The sequence below is a fragment of the Haladaptatus sp. SPP-AMP-3 genome (genome assembly GCF_049568665.1).
GTDB classification, from domain to species: domain Archaea; phylum Halobacteriota; class Halobacteria; order Halobacteriales; family Haladaptataceae; genus Haladaptatus; species Haladaptatus paucihalophilus.
In genome coordinates this window covers 411,027-432,457 of record NZ_CP145901.1, presented here as the reverse complement: position 1 = coordinate 432,457, position 21,431 = coordinate 411,027, and the positions used below count along the sequence as shown (strand labels likewise).

Here is a 21,431-nt window from a genome sequence, read left to right as displayed (position 1 = left end):
CTGTCTAATAGCAAGAATTATGTGAGAGAATGACTAACACAAAATCGTCGTCGTATAGTCATCCAACCAAGGTGGTCAGGAATGATTGCCTGTCGTCCACGCCACGGGGCAGACGTCACGCGACGTCTGCTTTCGATACGCTCCTTCATCCCGAACTAAGAGTCACGGAGACCGCAGGGACCGGCGACGAGATGCGAGTCTGACGATATCGGATTCCGTACATCGACCGGGCGAACCGCCCACAGATAGCACCGCTTCGGTACGCCACCGTGAGATTGCGATTCAGTAGAGCGTTCCACCGGGAGGAACCGATTTCTCGGGGGTGACGAGAACCGGATTTCCGTCGTCGCCCGGGACGCCGACGGTCAGCGCCTCCGATTCGAACCCCGCAATCCGAACCGAACCCAAGTTCGTCGCACAGAGCACCTGCGTCCCTACGAGGTCGTCGACGTCGTGGTGATACCCCAACTGTGCTGCGGATTGGAGGGATTCGTCGCCCACATCCAACCAGAGTTTGACCATCTCGGGCTTCTCCGCTTCGGGGAACGCTTTTGCCTCTCGCACCTCGGCCACGCGAATGCTCGCGTCGAACGGACTGTCGGTCATACGGCTTCACTACGGAAGACGCGAAGTAAGTAGTGACGTTCGCCGTCGGCCGTTGTTCGATGGATAGTGCAGTGGAGACGGTGATTACTTCGACCGAAGTCGCTCGATGATGCTCGCCGTCTTATCCATCGCCTCGATGTCGGAAATCGAATCGCCGACGCCGATCCGACCGGATTCGACCACGTCCGCACAGATTCCGCCGCGGCCGTCTTTGAGCGCTCGGGCGACGCCCTCCTGTTCGTTGAGTTGTTCGACGTGCGCACAGGGCGGCCGCGGTCTCGTCCCCTCCAACAGCGCGTCACCGACTCGAAAGCGGTGTTTCAGGAGGTCGTGTACGTCGATGCCCTCCGTGACGACGTTGCGACGATGCTCGCCAGCCGTCAGGTCGAGGCCGAACTCCCGGTCGATTTCGTCGATTGCTTCGTTCGCTATCAACGTAATCTGACAGACATCGTAGGGGGAGTAGTAGCCCGTCCCGTTGAAATATCGGTCCCCCCGCAGTCCCCTGTCGGCGACCGCGTGTACCTCCGTGACCGACTGCATCGGTTCGGACCCGGCCCCTGTGATGAAGAGGTCCGTAATCTGTGCCATACCGTCCCTTCGTCACGAACACGGATAACGACTCATCTCGGGTTTTCTCTCTGACGTGATGTCCAAAGCGGTGTTTTCGACCGCCCGATTCGAGCACCTATGCAGGAGGGTTCCGGGGGAGAACTCGGGGACACTCACTGGAAATCGTGAAGCCGATTCCTCGACGGTCAAATTACGGCTTGAATATGCAGCCCCACCGAGTATAATGCTCAAATACCACATCTTGTTGGAAGGAATTATTATGATACGACGGTGCTCGGAAAACGATACCGGACCCCCTGAAAAGCACGAATCGCTTCGACACCTCTCTTCTGATGACACGAGCGAATTGAATCGCGATAGCGAGCGAACCACGCATCAGGATAGCTCGGATTTGACTAGCACTGGTCCCACGTAAAATGGTCGAGCATACCCGTACACTCGGATTCAAGGTTGCGTTCGCGCTCGGCCTCGGGACCATGATTGCCGCCGGTATCTTCTCGCTGTCCGGGACGGCGGTGGCGGCGGTGGGGAGCAGCGCGATTATCTCGTTCGTTATCGCGGCGGTCATCGCGAGTATCACGGCGTACACCTACTCGGAGTTCGCCTCCATCTACAGCGAAAACGGCGGCGGATATCTGTTTTCCTCGCGCACGTTCGAGGAGGACCGATTGCTGTTCGCCATCGGTTCCTCGTTGTTCCTCGGATATTGCGCGACCACGGCGTTCTACCTCGCCACCATGGGCGAGTGGTTTCACCAGTTCATCATTCCCCACGGCATACCGATTCCGCACGGCGGTATCGCCGTTCTCACCGCGGTTCTCCTCGGCTACCTCAACTCGAAGGGGACCGAGGAGAGCGGCACGTTTCAGGTACTCGTGACCAGCGCGAAGGTGGCCGTTTTGGTGGTGTTCATCGCCGGTGCCTTCGGATTTGCCGGACCTACGCAAGCGGTCGGGGAGTTCGCGACCGGTTTTCAGACCGACGTCGGCGGCATCGTCTCCGTCGCCGCGGTCGCGTTCATCACGTTCTTCGGCTTCTCCGCCATCGCCGCCAGTGCGGGTGAAATCATCGAACCGCGGAAGACGGTCCCCAAAGCAATCGTGGCGAGTATCCTCACGGTGACGGTCCTCTACATCTTCGTCATCGTCGCCATGGTCAACTCGCCGATTCCGGCGGAGGTCGTCGCGAAGCAGGGCGAAACCGCCATGGGGAAGGTCGCCGCCGCGTTCTTGGGTTCGTTCGGAAAGTGGCTCATCGTCGCCGGTGCCATCTTCAGCATGGTGTCGGCGTCGAACGCCTCCATCCTGGCGGCGTCGGGTATCGGTTCGTTGATGGGGAAACAGGGTCAGGCACCCCGGCGATTTAACCGCATTCATCCGACGTACGCTACCCCGTTCTGGAGCGTTATCACGACGACGGGAGTCATTTCGACCCTCATCGTCGGCTTCATTACGCTGTTTCCTAGCGAGGGCGGGGTCGGCCCGCTTCACCTCGGTCTCAACGCGCTGACCGGGTTTGCGAACCTGAACCTCCTTGCACCGTTGGCGGTCGTCAACGTCGCGCTCATCGCCTCCCGACGTCGATTCCCCGACCTCGAACGGCCCATCCGGGTCCCGTTCTCACCGTGGTTGCCCGTGTTGGGAATCGTCGCCAATCTCGCGCTCATCGCGAAGTTGCCGCCGACGGGAATCGCGGTCGGCGTCGCCGTCGAACTGCTGTTCATCGCTGCGTATCTCGTCTGGGGCGGCGCACCCAACGTGGACGAACTGGTCAGACACGCCGTCGAACAACAGACGCAACCGCTCGGAACGACCGGGGACGGTCGAGCGGAAGAAGGGACGCTATCGGAACTCGATACCGACGCGGAGGCGACAGGAGAGGAACCGGAAGACCGCTATCGCGTACTGGTACCGATGGCGCGCATCAATCGCGCCCCTGACTACGTGCGATTGGCGGCGAAGCTGGCGAACGCACGCGCCGAAAACCCCATCGTTCACGTCCTCAACGTCACACACATACCAGATCAGACGCCGTACGAGATGGTCCAAGAGACCGCCGAAAAGCGAGCCGACCGACTCATGGAACGACTCGAGACCGTGGACGTGAACGCGGAGTATACCGTCGGCGGACACATCTCACGGGACGTCGGGTTCGATATCAACGAGACCGCTCGCAGTACCGGGGTGGACCTCATCCTGATGGGATATCCCGAGGAACACTACGAAATCGCGGAGTCGGTCGAATACAACGCTCCCTGTGACGTCCTGTTCGCACAGAACTTCGACATGGAGGGTTCGGAGGACCTCGACGCCATCAACGTCGGTGTGGGCGGCGGTCCGCACCACGAATCGATGCTCTCGCTCGTCGGAACGCTCGGGAAAGCGGGCGCAACGGTTCACGTCATCAACGTCAGCCCGACCGGTAACAACGGGACGCCGGAGGAGATGCAGGAAACCCTCGATGAACTGCCACCCGATATCGCCATCGAGCGCCACGAGGTCACGGCCGAAAGCGTCGCCGACGGAGTGGTCGACGTCGCCGCCGAGAACGGCGGGCCGCTGTTCATCGGAGCATCCCGGACGCGGTTGCTCAAACGATGGGTCCTCGGGTCGACTCCCGATCAAGTCATTCAGCAGGCCGACGCCGTCGGTGTCCCGGTCATCGTCTACGCGACCCCCACCGGCATCACCGGCCGTCTCGGTGAAGCGTTGACCCCACTCGGTCGGCTTACCCGACGAGTGTTCAGGCGAGACCAGGAACGAGATTCGGCCACGCCGGTTCGGTCGGACTGACGCCCATGTCGACGGTATTCGAACGCACACTGCGACGAACGTTTCGACTGGGGGCAATCGGCATCACCGTGTTCTCCGGTCTTTTCTTCCTCTATTTACTCGGTGGTGAAGCGATGGTCTCGCTCTCGACGGTGCATCTCACGTACCACTTTTTGGGCGTGCGGTCCGACTTCGCGTTCGACCTTCTCACGTCCCTCGTTGCCCTCTTCGTCTGTCTCTTTTCGCTCTCAGTCATCTGCTTGACCGCCCTCGGAAGTTCTGTATCGACGTATCGGGACGAGGTATCGCTCCTCGCCGCGTTCACGGGACTCGGGTTCGGCATGGGCGTGCTGAATACGACCGTACCGGCAACGGTCAGACTTCTCATCGCCCTCCTCTAGCCGCTTTGGCCAGTTCCCCGAAATCATCCGTCCGGGTACGGTCCTCACTTTTCCGCTTTCCAGTCTCCAGCCTCTTCGCCGTGGAACTCGCCCTTCGCTTCTCGCGTCGTCGGCCAAAACGTCACGACTGCCGCTAGCAAATAGAAGAGGAGGACACCACCGATGACGACGACACCGGGGATTCCCGGGACGGCAGCGGTCGCGAGCGGACTCTCGTTCGGAACGAAGACGGTGATGCGGAAGAACCACGCCACAAGGAGGACCGTGAGCAGCGGAAAATAGATCCGTTTCAATCGGCGAGACAGCGCTTCCCGTAGCGATACTTTCACCGTCGGTTTCCGAAGGTCCGCGCCGATCTTTTCTCGCCAGTCTCGGTGTACCGCGCCCTCCGGGTCGAACGCGTTGGCGAAGATATTCTCTTCGATCATCCGCACACGCGAGCGGGTCGCATCGTACGTGCGATACCGTCGAACGTCGAACAGCAGGAACATGACCATCGCAAACATCCCGATCAGCAGGAAATAGGGCGGACTATCCGTACTTTCGAACGAAAGCGCGAGCATCGCTACGATAACGGCAATCGCCCAGTCGATAGTGAGGTCCAAGCGGTCCAACCGAGTGGACATCTGTGAGACTTCGCCCCGGTAGTAGTGGGGCATCAACGAGAGGAAATCGGAACGCTCCTCTGCCGCCTTCGTCGCTACTTCGCGGGCGTGACGTTGCTCCGGGTCGAACTCCTCGTCTTCGCGGTCCCCCATACGAGTGAGTTGGAGATACGCGGATAACTATCGCTCGGTAGGTACGACGGGTACCACGTATCGAACAGCGCGGTCTCTGCGTCTCGCGACTGTATGGAGCAAGTTGTTCGGCAACGAGCGCAACCGTGCGAACCGCGAACAGGAGCCGATAGTTTCCCGTTCAGCGGTTACTGGACGATTTCCGGCCGTAAATCAGAGTTCACGAGCGGCCCGTTCCCCTTCGTGAATGGCCTCTTTGATGGTCCTCGGGGCGACCGCATCCCCGACGACGCGAACCTCCGATACCACATCCGACAGTGGGGCTTCGAGGCCGTCGTTCGACCGGTGAAATCCCGCGAGAACGATGCCGTCGAGGTCGGATAGTTCGACCGCTTTACCTTGTGTTTTGAGTGTCACTGTCGGCCAGTCGATGCGGTCGACGGTTGCAAACGTATGTAGTTCGACCGGGTTTTCCATCCCGAAGAGGTCGCGATGAAGTTTCGCCTTCGTCGGGCCGGTGAGTTCACCACCCGGGTCACCTCCCGGTTGTGCGAAATGCACCGTCCGCCCTTCTTCGGCGAGGAACTTCGCGGTGCCAACGCCCTTCCAGTGGTGCTCCCCGTCATCGATAACGAGAACTCGGTCTCCGGGGTCCTCGTACGTCGTTCCACCGGGGCCAACCGCTTCGGACAGTACCTGCGTGCTCGTCATCACTCGGGCGTCGTCCCATCCCGGAACGTCTTTCGCACGAATTCCGAGGCCGTGATACCCCCGCGGGAACGTCGGCTGTGCGGACCCAGTCGCTACGATGACCGCGTCCGGGGCCGCTCGTTCGACGAACTCGGTCGTCACCTCGACGCCGGTCCTGACATCGACGTTCTCCCGGTCGAGCGCTTCACGGAGCCAGAGGATGGGTTTCTCGAACTCCGCCTTGTTCGGAATCTCCTTCGCGAATCGAACCTGTCCACCGAGCGTCTCGTCCCGTTCACACAGGGTAACCTGATGACCAACACGGGCGGCGACCTCCGCGGCCTTCATTCCTGCTGGGCCGCCCCCGACCACGAAGACGTCCTTCGGGTCGGTCGTTTTCGTGACCATCCCGACGCCGAGTTCGGCTTCGAACCCCGTCGCCGGATTCAGCACACACCGGCAGGCTGCACCGTCGTAGATGCGCTGAATACAGCCTTGGTTACACCCCATACACTCGATGAGTTCGTCGAGGCGGCCCTCCTGGGCTTTGCGTGCGATGTGAGGGTCAGCGATGTGACCTCGCGTCATCGAGATGATATCCGCAGCACCTTCCTGGAGAATCTGGTCCGCTCGACGCGGGTCGGTGATTCGTCCTGTCGTGGCAACGGTCATCCCCGGATTTACTTCGTCGACGGTGGTACGGATTCGCTCGGCAAGCGGCGCAAGCAGCGCGCGTTCGCGTTGCATATCGGGAACGATGTAATCCTGTTTCTGGTACGTACCTGCTTTCACGACGAGATAGTCGATCTGTCCCGTCGCTGCAAGCCGACGGGCGACTTCCTCGTACTCGTCGATACCCATGCCGTACGGGGCATCGTCCATCGCATTCACCTGCAGTCCGACGACGAAGTCCCCGCCAACCTCGTCTCGGACGCTATCGACCGTCTCGTAAACGATACGCAACCGGTTCTCCAGCGAGCCACCGTACTCGTCGGTCCGTTCGTTCGAGTACGGTGAGATGAATTGCGAGAGCAGGTAGCCGCCGTACCCGGAATGAATCTCGACGCCGTCGAACCCGCCTCGTTGGATAACGCCCGCGGTCGTTGCGTATCCCTCGACCAACTCCTGAATCTCCTCGCTGGTCATCCGTCGAGGCATTTCCCGGTTCACCGGACCCGGAATATCGGACGAGGAGAGCACCGGTTGCTCGCTGATGAGACTCGTCATCTGCCGTCCATAGTGGAGGTCCTGGCAGAATATTTTCGCACCCGTTTCGTGAACGGCATCGGTCAGCCGTCGGAGTTGGGGCACGATGTCGTCATCCCAACCCCGAATCGCGCTCCCGGACATCGAGCTCGGATGGTTCGCGAGATACGCCATCACGATGAGCCCGATACCACCCGCACCGCGTTCGACGTAGTAGTCGATGAGGGTATCCGTGATTTCGGAGCCTCGGGCGTAGTTCGTGGTGTGGCCGGTCATCATCAAGCGATTGCGCAGGTCGACATCGCCGATGCTCGTCGGTTCGAACAGCCGCTCGTAGTGATACTCGTTCGGGTCGGTGTCGCCGACAATCGAGACGTCTTGTGTATCCTTTGTCATTGAATTCGAAGTGTGAATGTGTGAGATGCTATTCGTCTATCCGTTCCTCACCACCGTCAGCAAGGACACTCGGTGGCAGACGGCCACCCTTCAGGCGTCCGGTGTCGAGAACCGCCTTCACTTCCGGTTTCAATTGGTCGTACGTGGCCGTCGACGTGACCAACGAAACGAGGACGAACACCGCGATACCGATGACTTGCGCGACCTGACCGCCGAGAAAGCCCATCGGAATCGTCCAACTGAAGTACTGACCACCATAGGCCAGGAACAACGTCAGCAAGAGACCGACACTTCCGCCCCAGAGAATCCCTTCGGTAGTGGCACCTTTCCAGTTGTACGCGAGTGCGACGCCGGGGAAGATGACCGTCGCAAAGATGGCCCAGCCAGCAGCACCGAGAACGAAGATGAGACCGGGGAACGTTGCCGCGATTACCCCCGCGATGACGAGAATCGAAGCGGTTGCGATTCGCCCGTAAAGGACTTCCTGGCGGTCGGTCATCCCGGTGTTTCTGTACTCTTTCATGAAGTCGTGTGTGACGGCCGACGCACCGACGTTGAGGAACGCGTTGCTCGTGGACATGATCGCGGCAACGATGGCCGTGAGCACGAACGCCGTCACCACGTCCGGGGCGAAGTTAATGAGTGCGAGCGGCAACACCAAATCCGGGTTCTCGAAGCTCTGGATATCGCCACGTGCGACGGCGGCACGGACGTACGGACCGGTCCACCAGAACAGCGTCGTCATCAGATACGCCGCCCCCGAGATGAGTGCACCCCACTTCAGCAGCGAGACGCGACGAATCATGTAGAACTTCGTGATCGCCTGTGGCTGTCCAGCGTGTGTGAGGTTGATGATTAGAATAGAGAGCAAAAGGCCGATGGGCGCGAGACCGTTCCCGCCCAACGTCGTAAACTGGAAGTACTGTGGAAAGTCGGCCTGGACGGTGCTGATCATCGCGCCGACGCCACCGGGGTTAGAGGTGACGACGAACGCGAACGTCAGCACACCGGACAGTGCCATGATAACACCTTGAATCGCATCCGACCAAATCGCCGCGAGGACGCCACCGATGACTGTGTAAACTCCAACGACGAGAAGTCCGATGACGAGTCCCGTGATGAAACCGACGGGGAAGATTATCGACATGATAATGCCCAACGCCGCGTACTGTGCTGCGAGATATCCCATCGACCCAAGAAAGACGGCGACGGTTCCCAGCAATCGAACTCGCTCGTCCTCGAACCGATGATACATCGCATCGGGGACCGTGATCGCGTTGACCGTCGTTCCGAGAACGCGCATCTTCCGGCCGACGAGCCAGTACGAAAGAACGAACGAGAAGATGATGACCGTCGTCGCCCACATCATGAACTCGGTACCAATGGCGTACACCGTCCCGGAGAGGCCAACGATACCCCAACCACTCTGTGTCGACGCGAAAATGGACAGGGCGATGACGAAGATTCCGGCGTTGCGCCCCGCGACGTAGTAGTCCTCTTCACTGTTCATATGCCGACTCGCTACGTAGCCGATGCCGAGCATCAACACCGAGAAGAGGAGGAAAAAGACCATCGCGGTGGCCGATTGGTACTGCACGCCGAGGTTTTCCCCCCATGACTGAAGGACGATCCAGTCCATGATTCAGTCCTCCATGAGATTCGTGTCCTGCTCTGGTTGGGTTCGCTGCACGCTCGGTTGTTCGATACCCGAAACGTCCTCAATGTTCGTCCCGAGCGTCACCGCGCCGATGAGGAAGAGAACGACGCCGACGATGAAGAATTCGAGAACAGGCGACGGGAAGCCCCCGAGCCACAGAAGCGGGTCCATACTACCGTCCCCCGCGTTTTCGCAGACGAGTGTTCGTTCCTACCTGCCACCGATAGAGGTTGGTATGGTTGGACATGACATTCATAGAATCGCGAGTATATGACTTAAACTTTAATTACATTCACCCATGTTTCCCGCTGACGGGGACGAACATCCATTCGGGTACAGATCGATACTCGCGCGCTAGAAATTGAAGTTAAGGTCCCGCTCGGGTCGCCGACTCAGCGGTCGTTCGCTCTCGCCATCCGTCGCGCCGCTTCGACGAGGGTTCCGAGCGCCTGTTGAACGTCACTGTCCCGTAACGCCGCGATTAGGCCGAACAGGCCGAGTTTCTTCGGCTTCGTCTCGTCTGTGAACGCGCTCAATCCGGCGTCGAGCGAGTTGACGACCTCGGGTTGGGCGGCCGTTTCGGTCAGCGCGACCAAGCCCTCCACGTTTCGCCCCAGTTCGTACATGTCCGGCGTCTCGCGCTCCCGGCGGGCGTCCGCGAACCCCTCGACGGCAAGCCGCAAGTCCGCGATGGGTTCGCGGTTGTTCCGAGCGACGTCCGTCAGTTCGGGAACGAGGTCGTCGGCCAGTCCACGCGTCACGTCGAGGAGTTCGAGGAGTTCAACGAGCGCGTCGGCGTTCTCGCCGAGTCGTTCGAGGAGGACGATGGTTTCTTCCTTCTCGAACGCCGCTCGCAGTCGTTCGACGGTCGCACGGTTCTCGCGGACGACCGTGACGAGTTCGGGCACGAGGTCCTCGGTCAGCCCGGCACTGACTTCGAGCACGTCCAGCAGTTCGACCAACTGTTCCGAGTTGTGCCCGACCTTCTGGAGCAGGACGAGCGTCTCTTCGCGCTCGAACGCGACGCGAAGTTCGCGGATGGGTTCGCGGTTGTCGCGGGCGACGTCCGTCAGTTCGGGGACGAGTTCCTCCGCGAGCCCCTGCGTCGCGTCGAGGGCGTCGAGCAACGCGATGAGGTCCTCGGCGTTGTCGTCGATTTTGTCCACGAGCGCGTCGAGGTCCTCCGAGTCGCGTTCGGTAACCGCTTCCTGGGTCTGTGTATCACTCATTCGTGATCACCTACGGGAGCGGGTCGTAGCCGTGCAGCCAGAGGTTCCAGTACACCGACGGCAGCACGTTGACGTCCAAAATCCAGTTCATCTTGCTCTCGACGGGCGCAGAGATGCTCTCCTCGTAGTCGAACTCCGCCATCATCGCCTTTCCCTTCTTCGTGAGGAGCGGACAGGCGGCGTAGCCGGAGTACTCCGCGTGCGGCGTCCGTCCCTCGATGAGTGCTTCGAGGTTGTCGGCAACGACGTGCGCCTCTTTGCGGGCGGCCGCCGCGGTCTTCGAGTGCGGCGCGTTCTCACAGTCACCCAGCGCGAACACGTCGTCGTACTCCGTGTGCTGCAGCGTGCGTTCGTCTATCGTCACGTACTCGCCGTCCTCGCTGCCCTCGGTCAGGGGCGAGCCTTCGGTGATGGCCGTCTGGCCGTACTGGGGCGTCACCGGCGCGAGGATGTCGTACTCTATTTCCCGGCCGTCGGCGGCGCGGACGACCTGCTCGTCGGGGTCGACTTCTTCGACTGAGAAGTTCGCTTCGAACTGTATGTCGCGGTCGTCCCACAACTGGTAGAGTTTGTCCCGGTAGGGCTGGACGCCGAAGTGGTGGTCGGCGTTCCGGGTCATGATGAACTCCGTCTCGTCGCGGATTCCCTTGCGCCGAGCGAAATCCTCGGCGAGCATCGTCATCTTCAGCGGCGCGCCGGGACACTTGATGGGTGTGTCCGGTTGGGTGACGACGAACGTTCCGCCGTCGAAGTCCTCGAACGCCTCCCGCATCGCCATCGCCGCCTCGTAGTGATAGAACGGATAGACGGAATCGGTTTCCTCCCACCCTTCGAGCAGTCCGGGAGTCGCTTCGGGCGCGAGTCGGTGGCCGGTGGCGACGACGAGATAATCGTACTCGATGTCGCCCTCGGCGCACTCGACGACCTCCTCGTCGGGGTCGACGCCGGTCACCTCGTCCTGCACGAACTCGATGCCGTTGTCGAAGAGTTCGCGGACGTCCCGAGCCTGCTCTTCGGCGTCGAGATAGCCGAAGGGGATGAGGTAGAACGACGGCTGATACATGTGCTTCGTGCTCTTGTCGACCACCGTGATATCCGCGTCAGTGCCCAACTTCCGCCGAAGGATGTTCGCTGTCATGGCACCGCCCGTACCCGCACCGAGAACGACTATCTTTACCATACCTACTTACACGTGTAGTCCAACGCCCATCAAACTAAAGATAGAAGCAACATTGTTGTGCAATACTCACAACACCGAGAGGCGGCGGCAAAATTTGTATCCGAGCGGAAACGGGCGATACAGACCGATTGTGGTGTGTAGGGTCACTCCGTCTCTATCGGTGCGTCCACGAGGTTCCCCCATTCGCTCCACGACCCGTCGTAGTTTCGCACGGTCTCGTAGCCGAGGAGTTCGGAGAGGACGAACCACGTCAGGGCGGAGCGTTCGCCGACGTGACAGTAGACGATAACGTCGTCGTCGGTCGCCACCCCTTTCGCCTCGTAAATGGCCCGGAGTTCGTCGCGGCGCTTGAACCAACCGTCGTCGTCGAAGATGTTCGACCACGGAACGTGGACGGAATCGGGAATGTGACCGCCCACCATCGTCGCGGGCATCCCCTCGCCGTCCGGCGGTGCTCGGAGGTCGCCGACGAACTCCTCGGAACTCCGCACGTCGAGCAGCGTCACGTCCCCCGCGAGCGCCCGTTCGACGTCGTTACGAGTCGCTCGAAGGTGGTCGAACGGACCGCTCGCGTCGTACTCGCGCTCCGTAACCGACGGAACCTCGGTCGTCGTGGGATAACCCGCCTCGACCCAGTAGTCACGACCGCCGTCGAGGAGATAGAGGTCGTCGTGGCCGAAATATTTGAACAGCCAGTAGGCGTAGGCGGCGAACCAGTTCGACTCGCCGCCGTAGAGGACGACGGTGCTTTCGTCGGTGATGCCGTGCCGACCGAGCAACTCCTCGAACGTTCCTTTCTCCGGAACGCCGCGGCCGTTTTCCGCCGTTAGATGCGTCAACCAGTCAAATTTGATCGCGCCGGGAATGTGACCGTCCTCGTAGGCGTCGCCCGCGTCCGCTTCTATCAGGCGAAACGACGGGTCGTCGCTTTGCACCTCGTCCAAGCGCTCGGCGAGCCACTCCGCCTCGACGAGGGCGTCCTTCGCGTAGCCACTCTGTTCCGGCCCATCCAACGACAGTCCGTAACAGGTCTGTCGGGCGTCGCGGAGCGCCGGTGACGATTCGAGTAACCCAGCGTCGTCGAGCTGTTTGATACCGTAACGCGTCGTTCGTGCCGACAGCATCGTCTCCTCGATGAGGGCCTTTTGAGTCATTCGACCGTTCCGTTCGAGCGTCTTGTAGATGAACTTAGAACTGGGAGGGAGCCCATCGAGTTTCTCACGTATCGAGTCCGAATCAGACATCGCAGGTCACCTATCCGTCGTAGTGGTCCCAACGTAATGTGGTTGCCGGTTTGTTCCAGACAATTAGGACATTACCACACAATACTGCCGAGACCACCCCGAGCCTCGCCGGGCGGTCAGTGGAAGATGCGGAAACGGCCGGAAAAGAGGCAACAATGTAGTTTACCCGTGTCGAATATCCGATATCGGAGCGATAACCCGGCAACAAAACCGTCCTGACGAACCCTTATTATTGCATGGACAATACAATTCGATGCAATGGTTCAGGAAATCACGGTGGAGGAGTTGCGAGATAAGATCGACGCGAACGGAGACGTTACCCTGTTCGATACGCGAAACCCCGAAGACTACGCGGACTGGCACATCGCCCAGGCCGAGAACGTCGAGTACTCGGGCGCGAACGACGAACTGGTCGGCGACTTCGACGACCACCGCGAGGAACTCGACGCCGACGACGAGATTATCACCATCTGTGCGACCGGGAGTTCGGCCGGACAGTTCGCCGAGTGGCTCGAAGCGGACGGGTTCGAGAACGTGCTGACGGTCGAGGGCGGCATGGAATCCTGGAGCATGCTCTACGACGTCGTACCCATCGCAACGCGGAACGACGACGTGGAAATCCTCCAGTTACAGCGCCGTTCGAAGGGCTGTCTCGGCTACGTCGTCGGCGACAAGCGCACCGGAGAGGCCGCCGCCATCGACGTGACGCGCGCCACGGAGACGTTCAAGAACGCCGCCGCGGAGCGCGGGTTCGACATCAGGCACGTCTTCGATACGCACATCCACGCCGACCACATCTCCGGCGGTCGCCGACTCGCCGACGAACTCGGCGTCCCGTACCACCTCGGTTCGCCCGCCGCGACGCGCGACCCCGAATACGACTTCGACGGCGTCGACCCGAACGACACGATAAACGTCGGTGACGTCGATATCAAGTCGGTTCACACGCCCGGCCACACGACGGGCATGACCTCGTGGTTGGTCGACGACGAGGCGCTGTTGACCGGCGACACCCTGTTCGTCGAGTCCATCGGCCGCACCGAACTCCAGTTCGCCGACGCCGACGCGCGCGACGGGGCACGCGTCCAGTACGCGACGCTCCAGAAGGTCATCCTGTCCCTTCCCGACCACGTGAAGATTCTCCCGGGTCACTTCTCGGTCACCGACGACGGCGAATACGTGGACGTCACGCCCGGCATGCCGATGGTCACGACGGTTGGCTCCGTTCGGCAGACCAACGAAATCGTCCAGTTGGACGAGGAGGCGTTCGTCGAGCACATGTTCGAGAACCTCCCGTCGAAACCGCCGAACTACGAGACGGTCATCGCCACGAACCAGGGTAGCTACCGACCGGAAAGCATCGACGAGGAGAACGAACTCGAACTGGGACCGAATCGCTGTGCGGCGACCGAAGACAGCGTGGTCGCCGACGACTAACGATTCGATATCAACGCTCCTCCCGACGGCGTGAACGCCCGAGAACTCGTCGGAATCTCACTCACAGGTAGGCTAATCACGAGCTTTGTCTATTCGACACTCGTTTTGAGGACTCCGCCGAACACGTCGAAGAACGCCCGGGGCGAACCGCATGGCGGGCGAATAACTCGGCTGAGATACACATGTATATCTCGAAACTTACTGACTAGTCAATCCAACGGAACCGGGTGGGAAGACATCTTATACCAGCCATATCCGTCCGAATTCCCGCATTTCAAGCGTTCGTTCCTGTCCGTCAGCCGGTCGGAACCTCCCACGCCGGAACGTTTATCCGCGTGGCTAACTGAGTAGTTAGTAAGAAATGATTCGGAGCCACAGCACACATCATCGCACCGAGGAGGGACCCCGATAGTGGGCGTCCTCGATACGGACCGTCGAATTCTCGCGCTCGCGTTCGCGCGGATGGCCGACTCAATCGGGAATTCGTTCCTCATCGTCGTCCTTCCGCTCTACATCGCCAGCGGCGTGGTCAGCGGCGGAACGTTCGGCCTCAGCACCGCCCTCGTCACGGGACTCATCCTGTCGGCGTTCGGGTTCTTCATGAGCGGCGTCCAGCCCATCGCGGGGACCCTATCCGACAAGACCGGGAAGCGGAAAGCCTTCGTGGTCGCCGGACTCCTCATCCTCGCGGTTTCGAACTTCACGTATTCGCTCGCCGGGAGTTACGGCGCGATGTTGCTCATCCGCATCGGACAGGGAATCGGCGTCGCCGTCACCGTCCCGGCGACCATCGCGCTCGTGAACGACCTCTCCACGGACGACACGCGCGGCGGTTCGATGGGCGTGTTCAACACCTTCCGCATGCTCGGATTCGGTATCGGTCCCGTGGCGGCGGGCACCGTCATCTACGGCGGTCCGTACGCCGTCCTCGGCTACGCGGTCACGGGTTTCGAGGCGGCGTTCTACATCGCCACGCTCGGTGCGCTCGTCGGCGCAGTCCTCGTCGTCGCGCTGGTGAGCGACCCCGACATCGATGTCGACGCGGAGAACGCTGCAGACGCGGGCGGCGAGCACAGCGTCGCCGTCTTCGAGCGAGACGGCCACGGCGTGCTCGACTCCGTGTTCACGCTCGGCGTCGCGTCGCTCTTCATGGCCATCGGCATCGCCATCCTTGCGCCCTTGGAGAGCATCATCAACCAGCATCTCGGCCAGAGCGCGACGCTCTTCGGCATCGAGTTCGCGGCGTTCACGCTCGGTCAAGTCGTCACGCAGACCCCCGTCGGCACCGCGAGCGACAGGTACGGCCGGAAGCCGTTCATCCTCGCGGGCCTCGTCCTCCTCGTTCCCGCGACGCTCGCACAGGGACTCGTCGCGACGCCGCTCGGGATGGTCGCCGCTCGGTTCGTGCAGGGAATCGCCGGGGCGATGGTGTTCGCACCCGCCTTCGCGCTCGCCGGTGACATCGCGCGGAACTCGAACGCCGGGACGACGCTCTCCGTGCTGACGATGGCGTTCGGTCTCGGCACCGCCATCGGCCCGCTCGCGGGCGGGTGGCTCGTCGGCTTCGGCTACGTCGTCCCGTTCGCGTTCGCCGCCGCGCTCGCAACGTTGGGCCTCGCTCTCGTCTACACGCAGGTCGAGGAGACGCACGCTGGCGAGAATCTCGGCGAGGACCTCACGCGGGTCCTCTTCGGCCGCGACTCCCAGCCCGCGGACTAGCTCGACGGGGGAGCGCGGTTTTACACGGTTACTCGAATAATCGAAAATACGGTTAGGCGGCGGGCCGTCCCGCGGTGCTGTCGTCGGTTATCGTCTCACCGAAGTCCTCATCGTCGGAGGCGTCGAGTTCGGTGTACGCCGTCGCGAGCACGGCGGTCGCGAAGACCGTCGCAATAGCGCTGGCGGCTTGCGCGAACACCAAGGCGACGATATCGCCGACGAAACTGCCGCTCGCGAGGTCGCCGAAACCGAAGACGAGGTTGACGAGGAGCGCGATGAACGCCACCGCCACGCCCAGCACGAAGAGGTTGAGGCGGTAGCCCCGCGTCAGTCCCCAACTGCTTCGAAACGCCTCGACGAAGTTCTGGTCTTCGACGGCCACGAAGACCGTCCAGAACACCAGGGTCACGAGCAGGAAGATACCCGGAACGACCAGCGCGACGAGACCCAGTGCCACGATGATTGCGAAGACTATCGTCCCGACGAAGAGGTTGACCGCGGCCCAGACCATGTTCCGGGTGAAGAACTCTCGCGGGAGCCGCTCGGTCTCGTCGCTCACGAACACGCGGATGGCCGCGATGCTCACGACGAGCGAGGCGATGCCCAGTATCAGGGAGACGATACCGGCACCGAGCGGCGGAACTATCACCAACGGATTCGCCTGCACACCGGCGGCCCCACCCTGCCTGGCGACCCACCGGTCAACACCGAGTCCTAACACGCCGTTAAAGACAGAGATGACGAAGAGAATCCCCATGAGCATGAGGCCGTTTCGCTCGATACTTCGACTGAAACCTCGCTTGAGGATGGTTGTAATGTTGATCGGCATGGTCGACAGTATATATGTCACGAGAGACGATATACTCGCCGAGTAGTTCTCAGCGGGCGGGAAAACGGGGAGAGAGTGGGGTCAGTTCGAGCGACGGACGAACAGGCCGAGGACGAATCCGAACGCGAGCGCGAGCGCCACGTTCCGCGACTCCGAAAAGCGGACGAACCGCGTCTCGTCCGGCGTGATTTCGAGGACGCCGACCGGGGACGCTCCCACGCCGCCACCCAGTCCACTTCCCTCGTCGCCTCCGCCGCCGCCGAACCCGTAGCCGACTGTCGCAACCGGGACGACGGTCCGGTCGCCGGTCGAAATCGGGTCGCCGTACACCGTTTCGACCGTCGCGGTGCGCCGGAGTCGTTCTATCAGCGAGTCGAAATCGTCGAAGCCGTTCATAGCCCTCCGAGACGACGAGCAGCGACAAATGAGTTTGGGGAGCCGACACGATTCGGCGGGGGTGCTTCGGCACCATCACGGGCCGCAGCCGAGAATTCGGTCGGGAGATACACCGAGACCGCTCGTGACCGTGGTTCCGAGGTCAGTCGGGAGACGAGCCGGGCGGCGTCGAGTCGGTGACGAGGGCGTCGACGCGGGCCACGGTTCGCGTCGCGACGAGTTCGAGCGCATGCCTCGCCTCGCCGCCGTCCTCGCGGAGTACCATCGGCTCGGCGCTCGTGGAACGTTCGCGTTCCGCCTCCGTTCGGGGCAGTTGCAATCGGCCGAGGAGCGGAACCGAGACGCCGGGCGGGTCGGACGGGTCCTCACCGCGTTCGAGTTCGCCGACGGCGGGGTCGAGCGGAATCCGCCCGAGAACGGGCACCTCGAACGCCTCGGCCAATCGGTCGCCGCCGCCCGCGTCGAAGATGTCGTGGACGGAACCGCAATCGGGACAGCGGAACCCGGCCATGTTTTCGACGATACCGAGGATGGGAACGTCGTACCGGGCGAACCCTTCGAGTCCACGCCGGGCGTCGTCGACCGCGACCGCTTGCGGCGTCGTCACGACGACCGCACCTGTCACGGGCAGGTGCTGGACGAGCGAGAGCTGTACGTCCCCGGTACCGGGCGGGAGATCGACGACGAGGTAGTCGAGGGGACCCCAGTCCACGTCGCCGAACAGTTGCGTTAGGAACCCGTCCACGACCGGGCCGCGCCAGATGACCGGGTCGTCCTCGCCGACGATAAACCCCATGCTCATCACCGAGACGCCGTGCGCTTCGCGGGGAACCATTCGGTCGTCGGGGGTTGCGGTCGGCGTCCGTTCGCCGACACCGAGCAGTTGGGGCGCGTTCGGCCCGTAGACGTCGGCATCCAGCACTCCGACCGACGTGCCCGCATCGGCGAGCGCGACGGCCACGTTGGTTGCGACGGTGCTTTTGCCGACGCCGCCCTTCCCGGAGGCGACGGCGATGACGTGTTTCACGTCGGGGAGCAACTCGACGCGGACGCCGGGGTCCGGTACCCGCGGCTCGAAGCGGCACGTGACCGCATCGATGCCGTCGATAGCGCCGACCGCCGCTCGAACGTCGCGCTCGACGACCGCTCGGACGTCGCTCGCGGGGAGCGGCAGCGTCACCGGGACGATGGCCATCCGGCCATCGACGCGAACGCGTCCGAACCCGTCGAGTTCGTCCAGAGAGTAGAACAGACCGTCTCGCCCGATGTGGGCGTCCGCCAGCGCGCGTTCCACTTGAGCGGCGAGCGACTCGTCGTCGGATGGTGTCGTACCCATCGGTGTTAGTCCTCGTCGGCCGTCGTCGACAGGGATTCGGGGTCCCAGCGGCCGGGGCGTCCGATGGGACCGTTCACGAACCACCCCGCGTCCGCTCCGGAGTCGGTCGGGGGGGCGATGGGGCGTTTGAGCCACTTCGGGCGGCGAAGCCCGTCGGGTCCCGGAGCCGGTTTCGTCTCGGCGAGCCACTCGCGGTAGATTTCGAACGACCGCTCCGTATCGACGTAGATGTCGCCGTAGTAGTCGTCCGCCTCCGCCGGTCGGACGGTCACCTTCTGGTGCCAACAGTGCATTCCCGAGACGGGGTCGGGATGCGGGGCGTGCGTGAGGTTCTGTGCGACGCCGCCGTCCGTCCACCAGACGCGCTCGCTGTCGCGGTCGTCGCTCTCGAACGGATGGATGCCCTCGACCTGTCGCATCCCCCACCGGCCCGCCTCGGTGTTCAGGTCGACGGTCACCTTCCCGTACGGGTCGCCGCCCTCCTGAACGTCCGACTCGTCGTTGTCCGGGCGGTCGATTTTCCACTGTCCCATGTGGTGGCTCATCGCGGCGATTCCCGGTTTGATGGACTCCGTGACCCAGACCTCGTTGACGTAGTAGCCGATTTCGGTTTCGACGCGACAGAGGTCGCCCGTTTCGAGGCCGAGTCGGTCGGCGTCCTTCGTGTGAAGCCACACCGGGTTGTTGTGCGAAATCTCCTCCAACCACTTCGAGTTGGACGACCGGGAGTGAATCGCCGTCGGGAGGCGGAACGTCGGTACCAGCACCATCTCGCCGTTCTCGTAATCGACGTTCTCGGGGTGGACGTGGGATTTCAGGTAGTGCGGAACGGTGTATTCGAGGTCGTCCCAGCCCCACTCGGCCATCGTCCGCGAGTAGAACTGCTGTTTGCCCGTGGGCGTCGGGAACCCGCGTTTGGGTTCGCCGTCGACCATCACGCCGAGAACGTCCGAGCCGTCGGACGCGGACGCGCTCGACGGTTTCTCGCCGCGACGAATCGTCCCGTACTCGTCGACGGTTACGTCGTCGGCGTCGAGGATGGACTCGTCGAGCGGTTCCCGATGCAGTTCGTAGTCGTTCTCGGACGCCTCGAACGCCCCGTGGTGTTTCATGTATTCGAGGGGCGTCATGTCCTTTTCCGCGGCGAGTTCCACGAGGTTGTCCTCGTGCTCGAAGATGTACCGGTAATATTCATCCACGGTCATCTTCGCCGGGTCGTCGCCGTCGCGGTAGGGTGACTCGAAGTGCTCACGGATGCCGAGGGTTCCGTCCTCGTCGAGACGCCACGACAGTTCGATCCAAAATTCGTCTTCCTCCCAGACCTCACCAGGGTTGGCCTCGTAGGTGAACTCGACGTCCTCACCCTCTCGTTCGGCGTACTCGCGGAGGACGGGCTGTCGGTACGTGACCCACGTCCCGGCGTGCGTCTCTTGGCTCTGGATGTCGTGTCGTTCGGGCGAATGACCCATCGGGAGCACGTAGTCGGCGAAGTACGCCGTCTCGTTCCACGTCGGCGTGAGTGCGACGTGCATGCCGACCTTCTCCTCGTCCGTCAGCGCCTCTATCCACGAGAAGCCGTCCGGGTACGTGTAGACGGGGTTGAACACGCGCGTGAAGTACACCGAGAGCTTCCCGCGACCCTCTTTCAGGAAGTACGGGAGCAGTTGGCTCAGCTCGTAATGGGCGAACGGATACTCGGGCGGAAGTTGTAATTCGTCCCAGAGCCGCTGGCGTGGTGGCTCGTTCGGCAGGTGCGGGTCGAACGTGTGCCACGCGTTGGGCGCCGTACCGCCCTTGGTTCCGACGCTTCCCGTCAACACCGAGAGAAAGTGGAGGGTGCGCGAAACCTGCCAACCGCCGTCGTTGCCCGAGGCCGCCGAGCGCCAGATGTGGCTGGCAAAGCGGTCCCCGGCGGTGCCGACCTTCCGAGCGACCGTCTCGATTGTGTCGGCGTCGACGCCGCTTTCGGCCGCCGCGAACGCGGGCGTGAACCCGGCGTACACCTCCCGAATCGTCTCGATGTAGGACTCGAAGCTTCGCTCGCGGTCCGGGAACTCCTCGTCGAGAAACTGCTCCCAGTTCACCCAGTTGCGGACGAACTCGGCGTCGTACAAATCCTCTTCGAGGATGACGTTCGCCATCGCCAAGAGGACGGCCGCCTCGCTGCCGGGCTGGGTCGGGAGCCAGAAGTCGGCCATCGCGGCCGTGTTCGACAGCCGCGGGTCCACAACGGCCAACTGGCCGCCGTCCTGCATGCTTTCCATGATTCGCTGGGCGTGCGGGTTGAAGTAGTGGCCCGATTCGAGGTGCGCCGACAGGAGGAGGATGAACTCCGCGTTTGCGAAGTCGGGGCTCGGACGGTCGTACTTGTGCCAGAGGCCGTACCCGGCGCGGGCACCGGCGCTACAGATGTTCGTGTGGGAGTTGTGGCCGTCGACGCCCCACGCTTGGATGACCCGGTCCATGTACTCCTCGTGGCCGGGGCGACCGACGTGGTAGGTGATTTCGTTGCCGCGGTCGGCCACGATGGCCTCGCGCATCTCCCCGGCGATGTCGTCGAGGGCCTCGTCCCACGAGACGCGGGTCCATTGGCCGCTCCCACGGGGACCATCGCGCTTGAGCGGGTGCTCGATGCGTTGGGGGTCGTTGATCTGGTTGACGGTCGCGGGCCCCTTCGCGCAGTTTCTGCCGCGGGAGCCGGGGTGCTCCGGGTTCCCTTCGATCTTCCTGATGGAACCCGTCTCCTTGTCGATGTAGGTGAGAAGTCCGCACCCGGCTTCGCAGTTGAAACAGGCGGTCGGGACGACCGAGTACTCGGTCGGTTCGCCGGTCGAATCGTACTCCACCCACTCGTGCCACGTTTCGGGGTCGGGGTAGCTCGATAGTTCGCCCGGTTCGGCGATTCGATTGACAGCGCCACTGGTTCCCTGTCGTTGCTTCGACGTGCCCGTCGAGCGGTCGGACAACAGCCCGAGGCTCTCGGCGAGTTTCTCGATTCGACTGAGTTCGTATCGGTGTCCCATG

At 62.2% G+C, this 21,431-nt stretch carries 17 protein-coding genes; 4 read left to right on the top strand and 13 right to left on the bottom strand.

The features are described from left to right. Positions 1–282 precede the first annotated feature (282 nt). Positions 283–606, bottom strand: coding sequence for a tRNA-binding protein (locus tag V5735_RS22180; RefSeq protein ID WP_423746827.1), 324 nt, complete (start codon positions 604–606; stop codon positions 283–285). A gap of 84 nt (positions 607–690) precedes the next feature. Continuing rightward, a complete protein-coding gene (locus V5735_RS22175; RefSeq protein WP_423746826.1) occupies positions 691–1,197 on the bottom strand; it encodes an MOSC domain-containing protein in 507 nt (168 codons plus the stop codon). A gap of 398 nt (positions 1,198–1,595) precedes the next feature. Between V5735_RS22175 and V5735_RS22170 the strand changes: the two genes are divergently transcribed. Together V5735_RS22170 and V5735_RS22165 are read left to right on the top strand one after the other, a co-directional pair. Beyond that, positions 1,596–3,971, top strand: a complete 2,376-nt coding sequence (locus tag V5735_RS22170; protein ID WP_423746825.1) for an amino acid permease — start codon at positions 1,596–1,598, stop codon at positions 3,969–3,971. Between the two features lie 5 nt (positions 3,972–3,976). Further along, positions 3,977–4,351, top strand: a complete 375-nt coding sequence (locus tag V5735_RS22165; protein ID WP_423746824.1) for a hypothetical protein — start codon at positions 3,977–3,979, stop codon at positions 4,349–4,351. A 44-nt stretch (positions 4,352–4,395) separates the two neighbouring features. Here V5735_RS22165 and V5735_RS22160 read toward each other — a convergent pair whose 3' ends face one another. The 7 genes from V5735_RS22160 to V5735_RS22130 all read right to left on the bottom strand — a co-directional run bounded on the left by V5735_RS22160 (position 4,396) and on the right by V5735_RS22130 (position 12,690). Continuing rightward, positions 4,396–5,109: a DUF2270 domain-containing protein gene (locus V5735_RS22160; RefSeq protein ID WP_423746823.1), complete on the bottom strand. Its 714-nt coding sequence runs from the start codon at positions 5,107–5,109 to the stop codon at positions 4,396–4,398. 192 nt (positions 5,110–5,301) lie between these two features. Then, a complete protein-coding gene (locus V5735_RS22155; RefSeq protein ID WP_423746822.1) occupies positions 5,302–7,380 on the bottom strand; it encodes an FAD-dependent oxidoreductase in 2,079 nt (692 codons plus the stop codon). Positions 7,381–7,408: 28 nt separating this feature from the next. Then, the gene (locus V5735_RS22150) at positions 7,409–9,019 is read right to left on the bottom strand and encodes a sodium:solute symporter family transporter (RefSeq protein ID WP_423746821.1); all 1,611 of its coding nucleotides are present in this window, start codon (positions 9,017–9,019) and stop codon (positions 7,409–7,411) included. A gap of 3 nt (positions 9,020–9,022) precedes the next feature. Then, positions 9,023–9,208, bottom strand: coding sequence for a hypothetical protein (locus tag V5735_RS22145; RefSeq protein WP_423746820.1), 186 nt, complete (start codon positions 9,206–9,208; stop codon positions 9,023–9,025). 221 nt (positions 9,209–9,429) lie between these two features. Continuing rightward, positions 9,430–10,266 (bottom strand): DUF1641 domain-containing protein, encoded by an 837-nt coding sequence (locus tag V5735_RS22140; RefSeq protein ID WP_423746819.1) that lies wholly within the window; start codon positions 10,264–10,266, stop codon positions 9,430–9,432. A gap of 10 nt (positions 10,267–10,276) precedes the next feature. Then, a complete protein-coding gene (locus V5735_RS22135) occupies positions 10,277–11,446 on the bottom strand; it encodes an NAD(P)/FAD-dependent oxidoreductase (protein ID WP_423746818.1) in 1,170 nt (389 codons plus the stop codon). A gap of 143 nt (positions 11,447–11,589) precedes the next feature. Continuing rightward, entirely contained in the window at positions 11,590–12,690 is a 1,101-nt protein-coding gene (locus tag V5735_RS22130; protein ID WP_423746817.1) for a rhodanese-like domain-containing protein, read from the bottom strand. Between the two features lie 258 nt (positions 12,691–12,948). Between V5735_RS22130 and V5735_RS22125 the strand changes: the two genes are divergently transcribed. Together V5735_RS22125 and V5735_RS22120 are read left to right on the top strand one after the other, a co-directional pair. After that, positions 12,949–14,127 (top strand): MBL fold metallo-hydrolase, encoded by a 1,179-nt coding sequence (locus V5735_RS22125; protein ID WP_423746816.1) that lies wholly within the window; start codon positions 12,949–12,951, stop codon positions 14,125–14,127. A 411-nt stretch (positions 14,128–14,538) separates the two neighbouring features. Continuing rightward, a complete protein-coding gene (locus tag V5735_RS22120; RefSeq protein WP_423746815.1) occupies positions 14,539–15,846 on the top strand; it encodes an MFS transporter in 1,308 nt (435 codons plus the stop codon). A gap of 52 nt (positions 15,847–15,898) precedes the next feature. On the opposite strand, the gene V5735_RS22115 is transcribed toward V5735_RS22120, so the two are convergent. From V5735_RS22115 to V5735_RS22100, 4 genes are all read right to left on the bottom strand, one after another. Beyond that, on the bottom strand, positions 15,899–16,675 hold the full coding sequence (locus V5735_RS22115; RefSeq protein ID WP_423746814.1) for a hypothetical protein: 777 nt from the start codon (positions 16,673–16,675) through the stop codon (positions 15,899–15,901). An 81-nt stretch (positions 16,676–16,756) separates the two neighbouring features. After that, positions 16,757–17,071 carry a spore germination protein GerW family protein gene (locus V5735_RS22110; RefSeq protein WP_423746813.1) on the bottom strand — a complete coding sequence of 105 codons (315 nt, stop codon included), beginning with the start codon at positions 17,069–17,071 and terminating at the stop codon, positions 16,757–16,759. Between the two features lie 142 nt (positions 17,072–17,213). Next, the gene (locus V5735_RS22105) at positions 17,214–18,407 is read right to left on the bottom strand and encodes an Mrp/NBP35 family ATP-binding protein (protein ID WP_423746812.1); all 1,194 of its coding nucleotides are present in this window, start codon (positions 18,405–18,407) and stop codon (positions 17,214–17,216) included. Between the two features lie 5 nt (positions 18,408–18,412). Beyond that, the gene (locus tag V5735_RS22100; RefSeq protein ID WP_423746811.1) at positions 18,413–21,430 is read right to left on the bottom strand and encodes a molybdopterin-dependent oxidoreductase; all 3,018 of its coding nucleotides are present in this window, start codon (positions 21,428–21,430) and stop codon (positions 18,413–18,415) included. Position 21,431 lies beyond the last annotated feature (1 nt).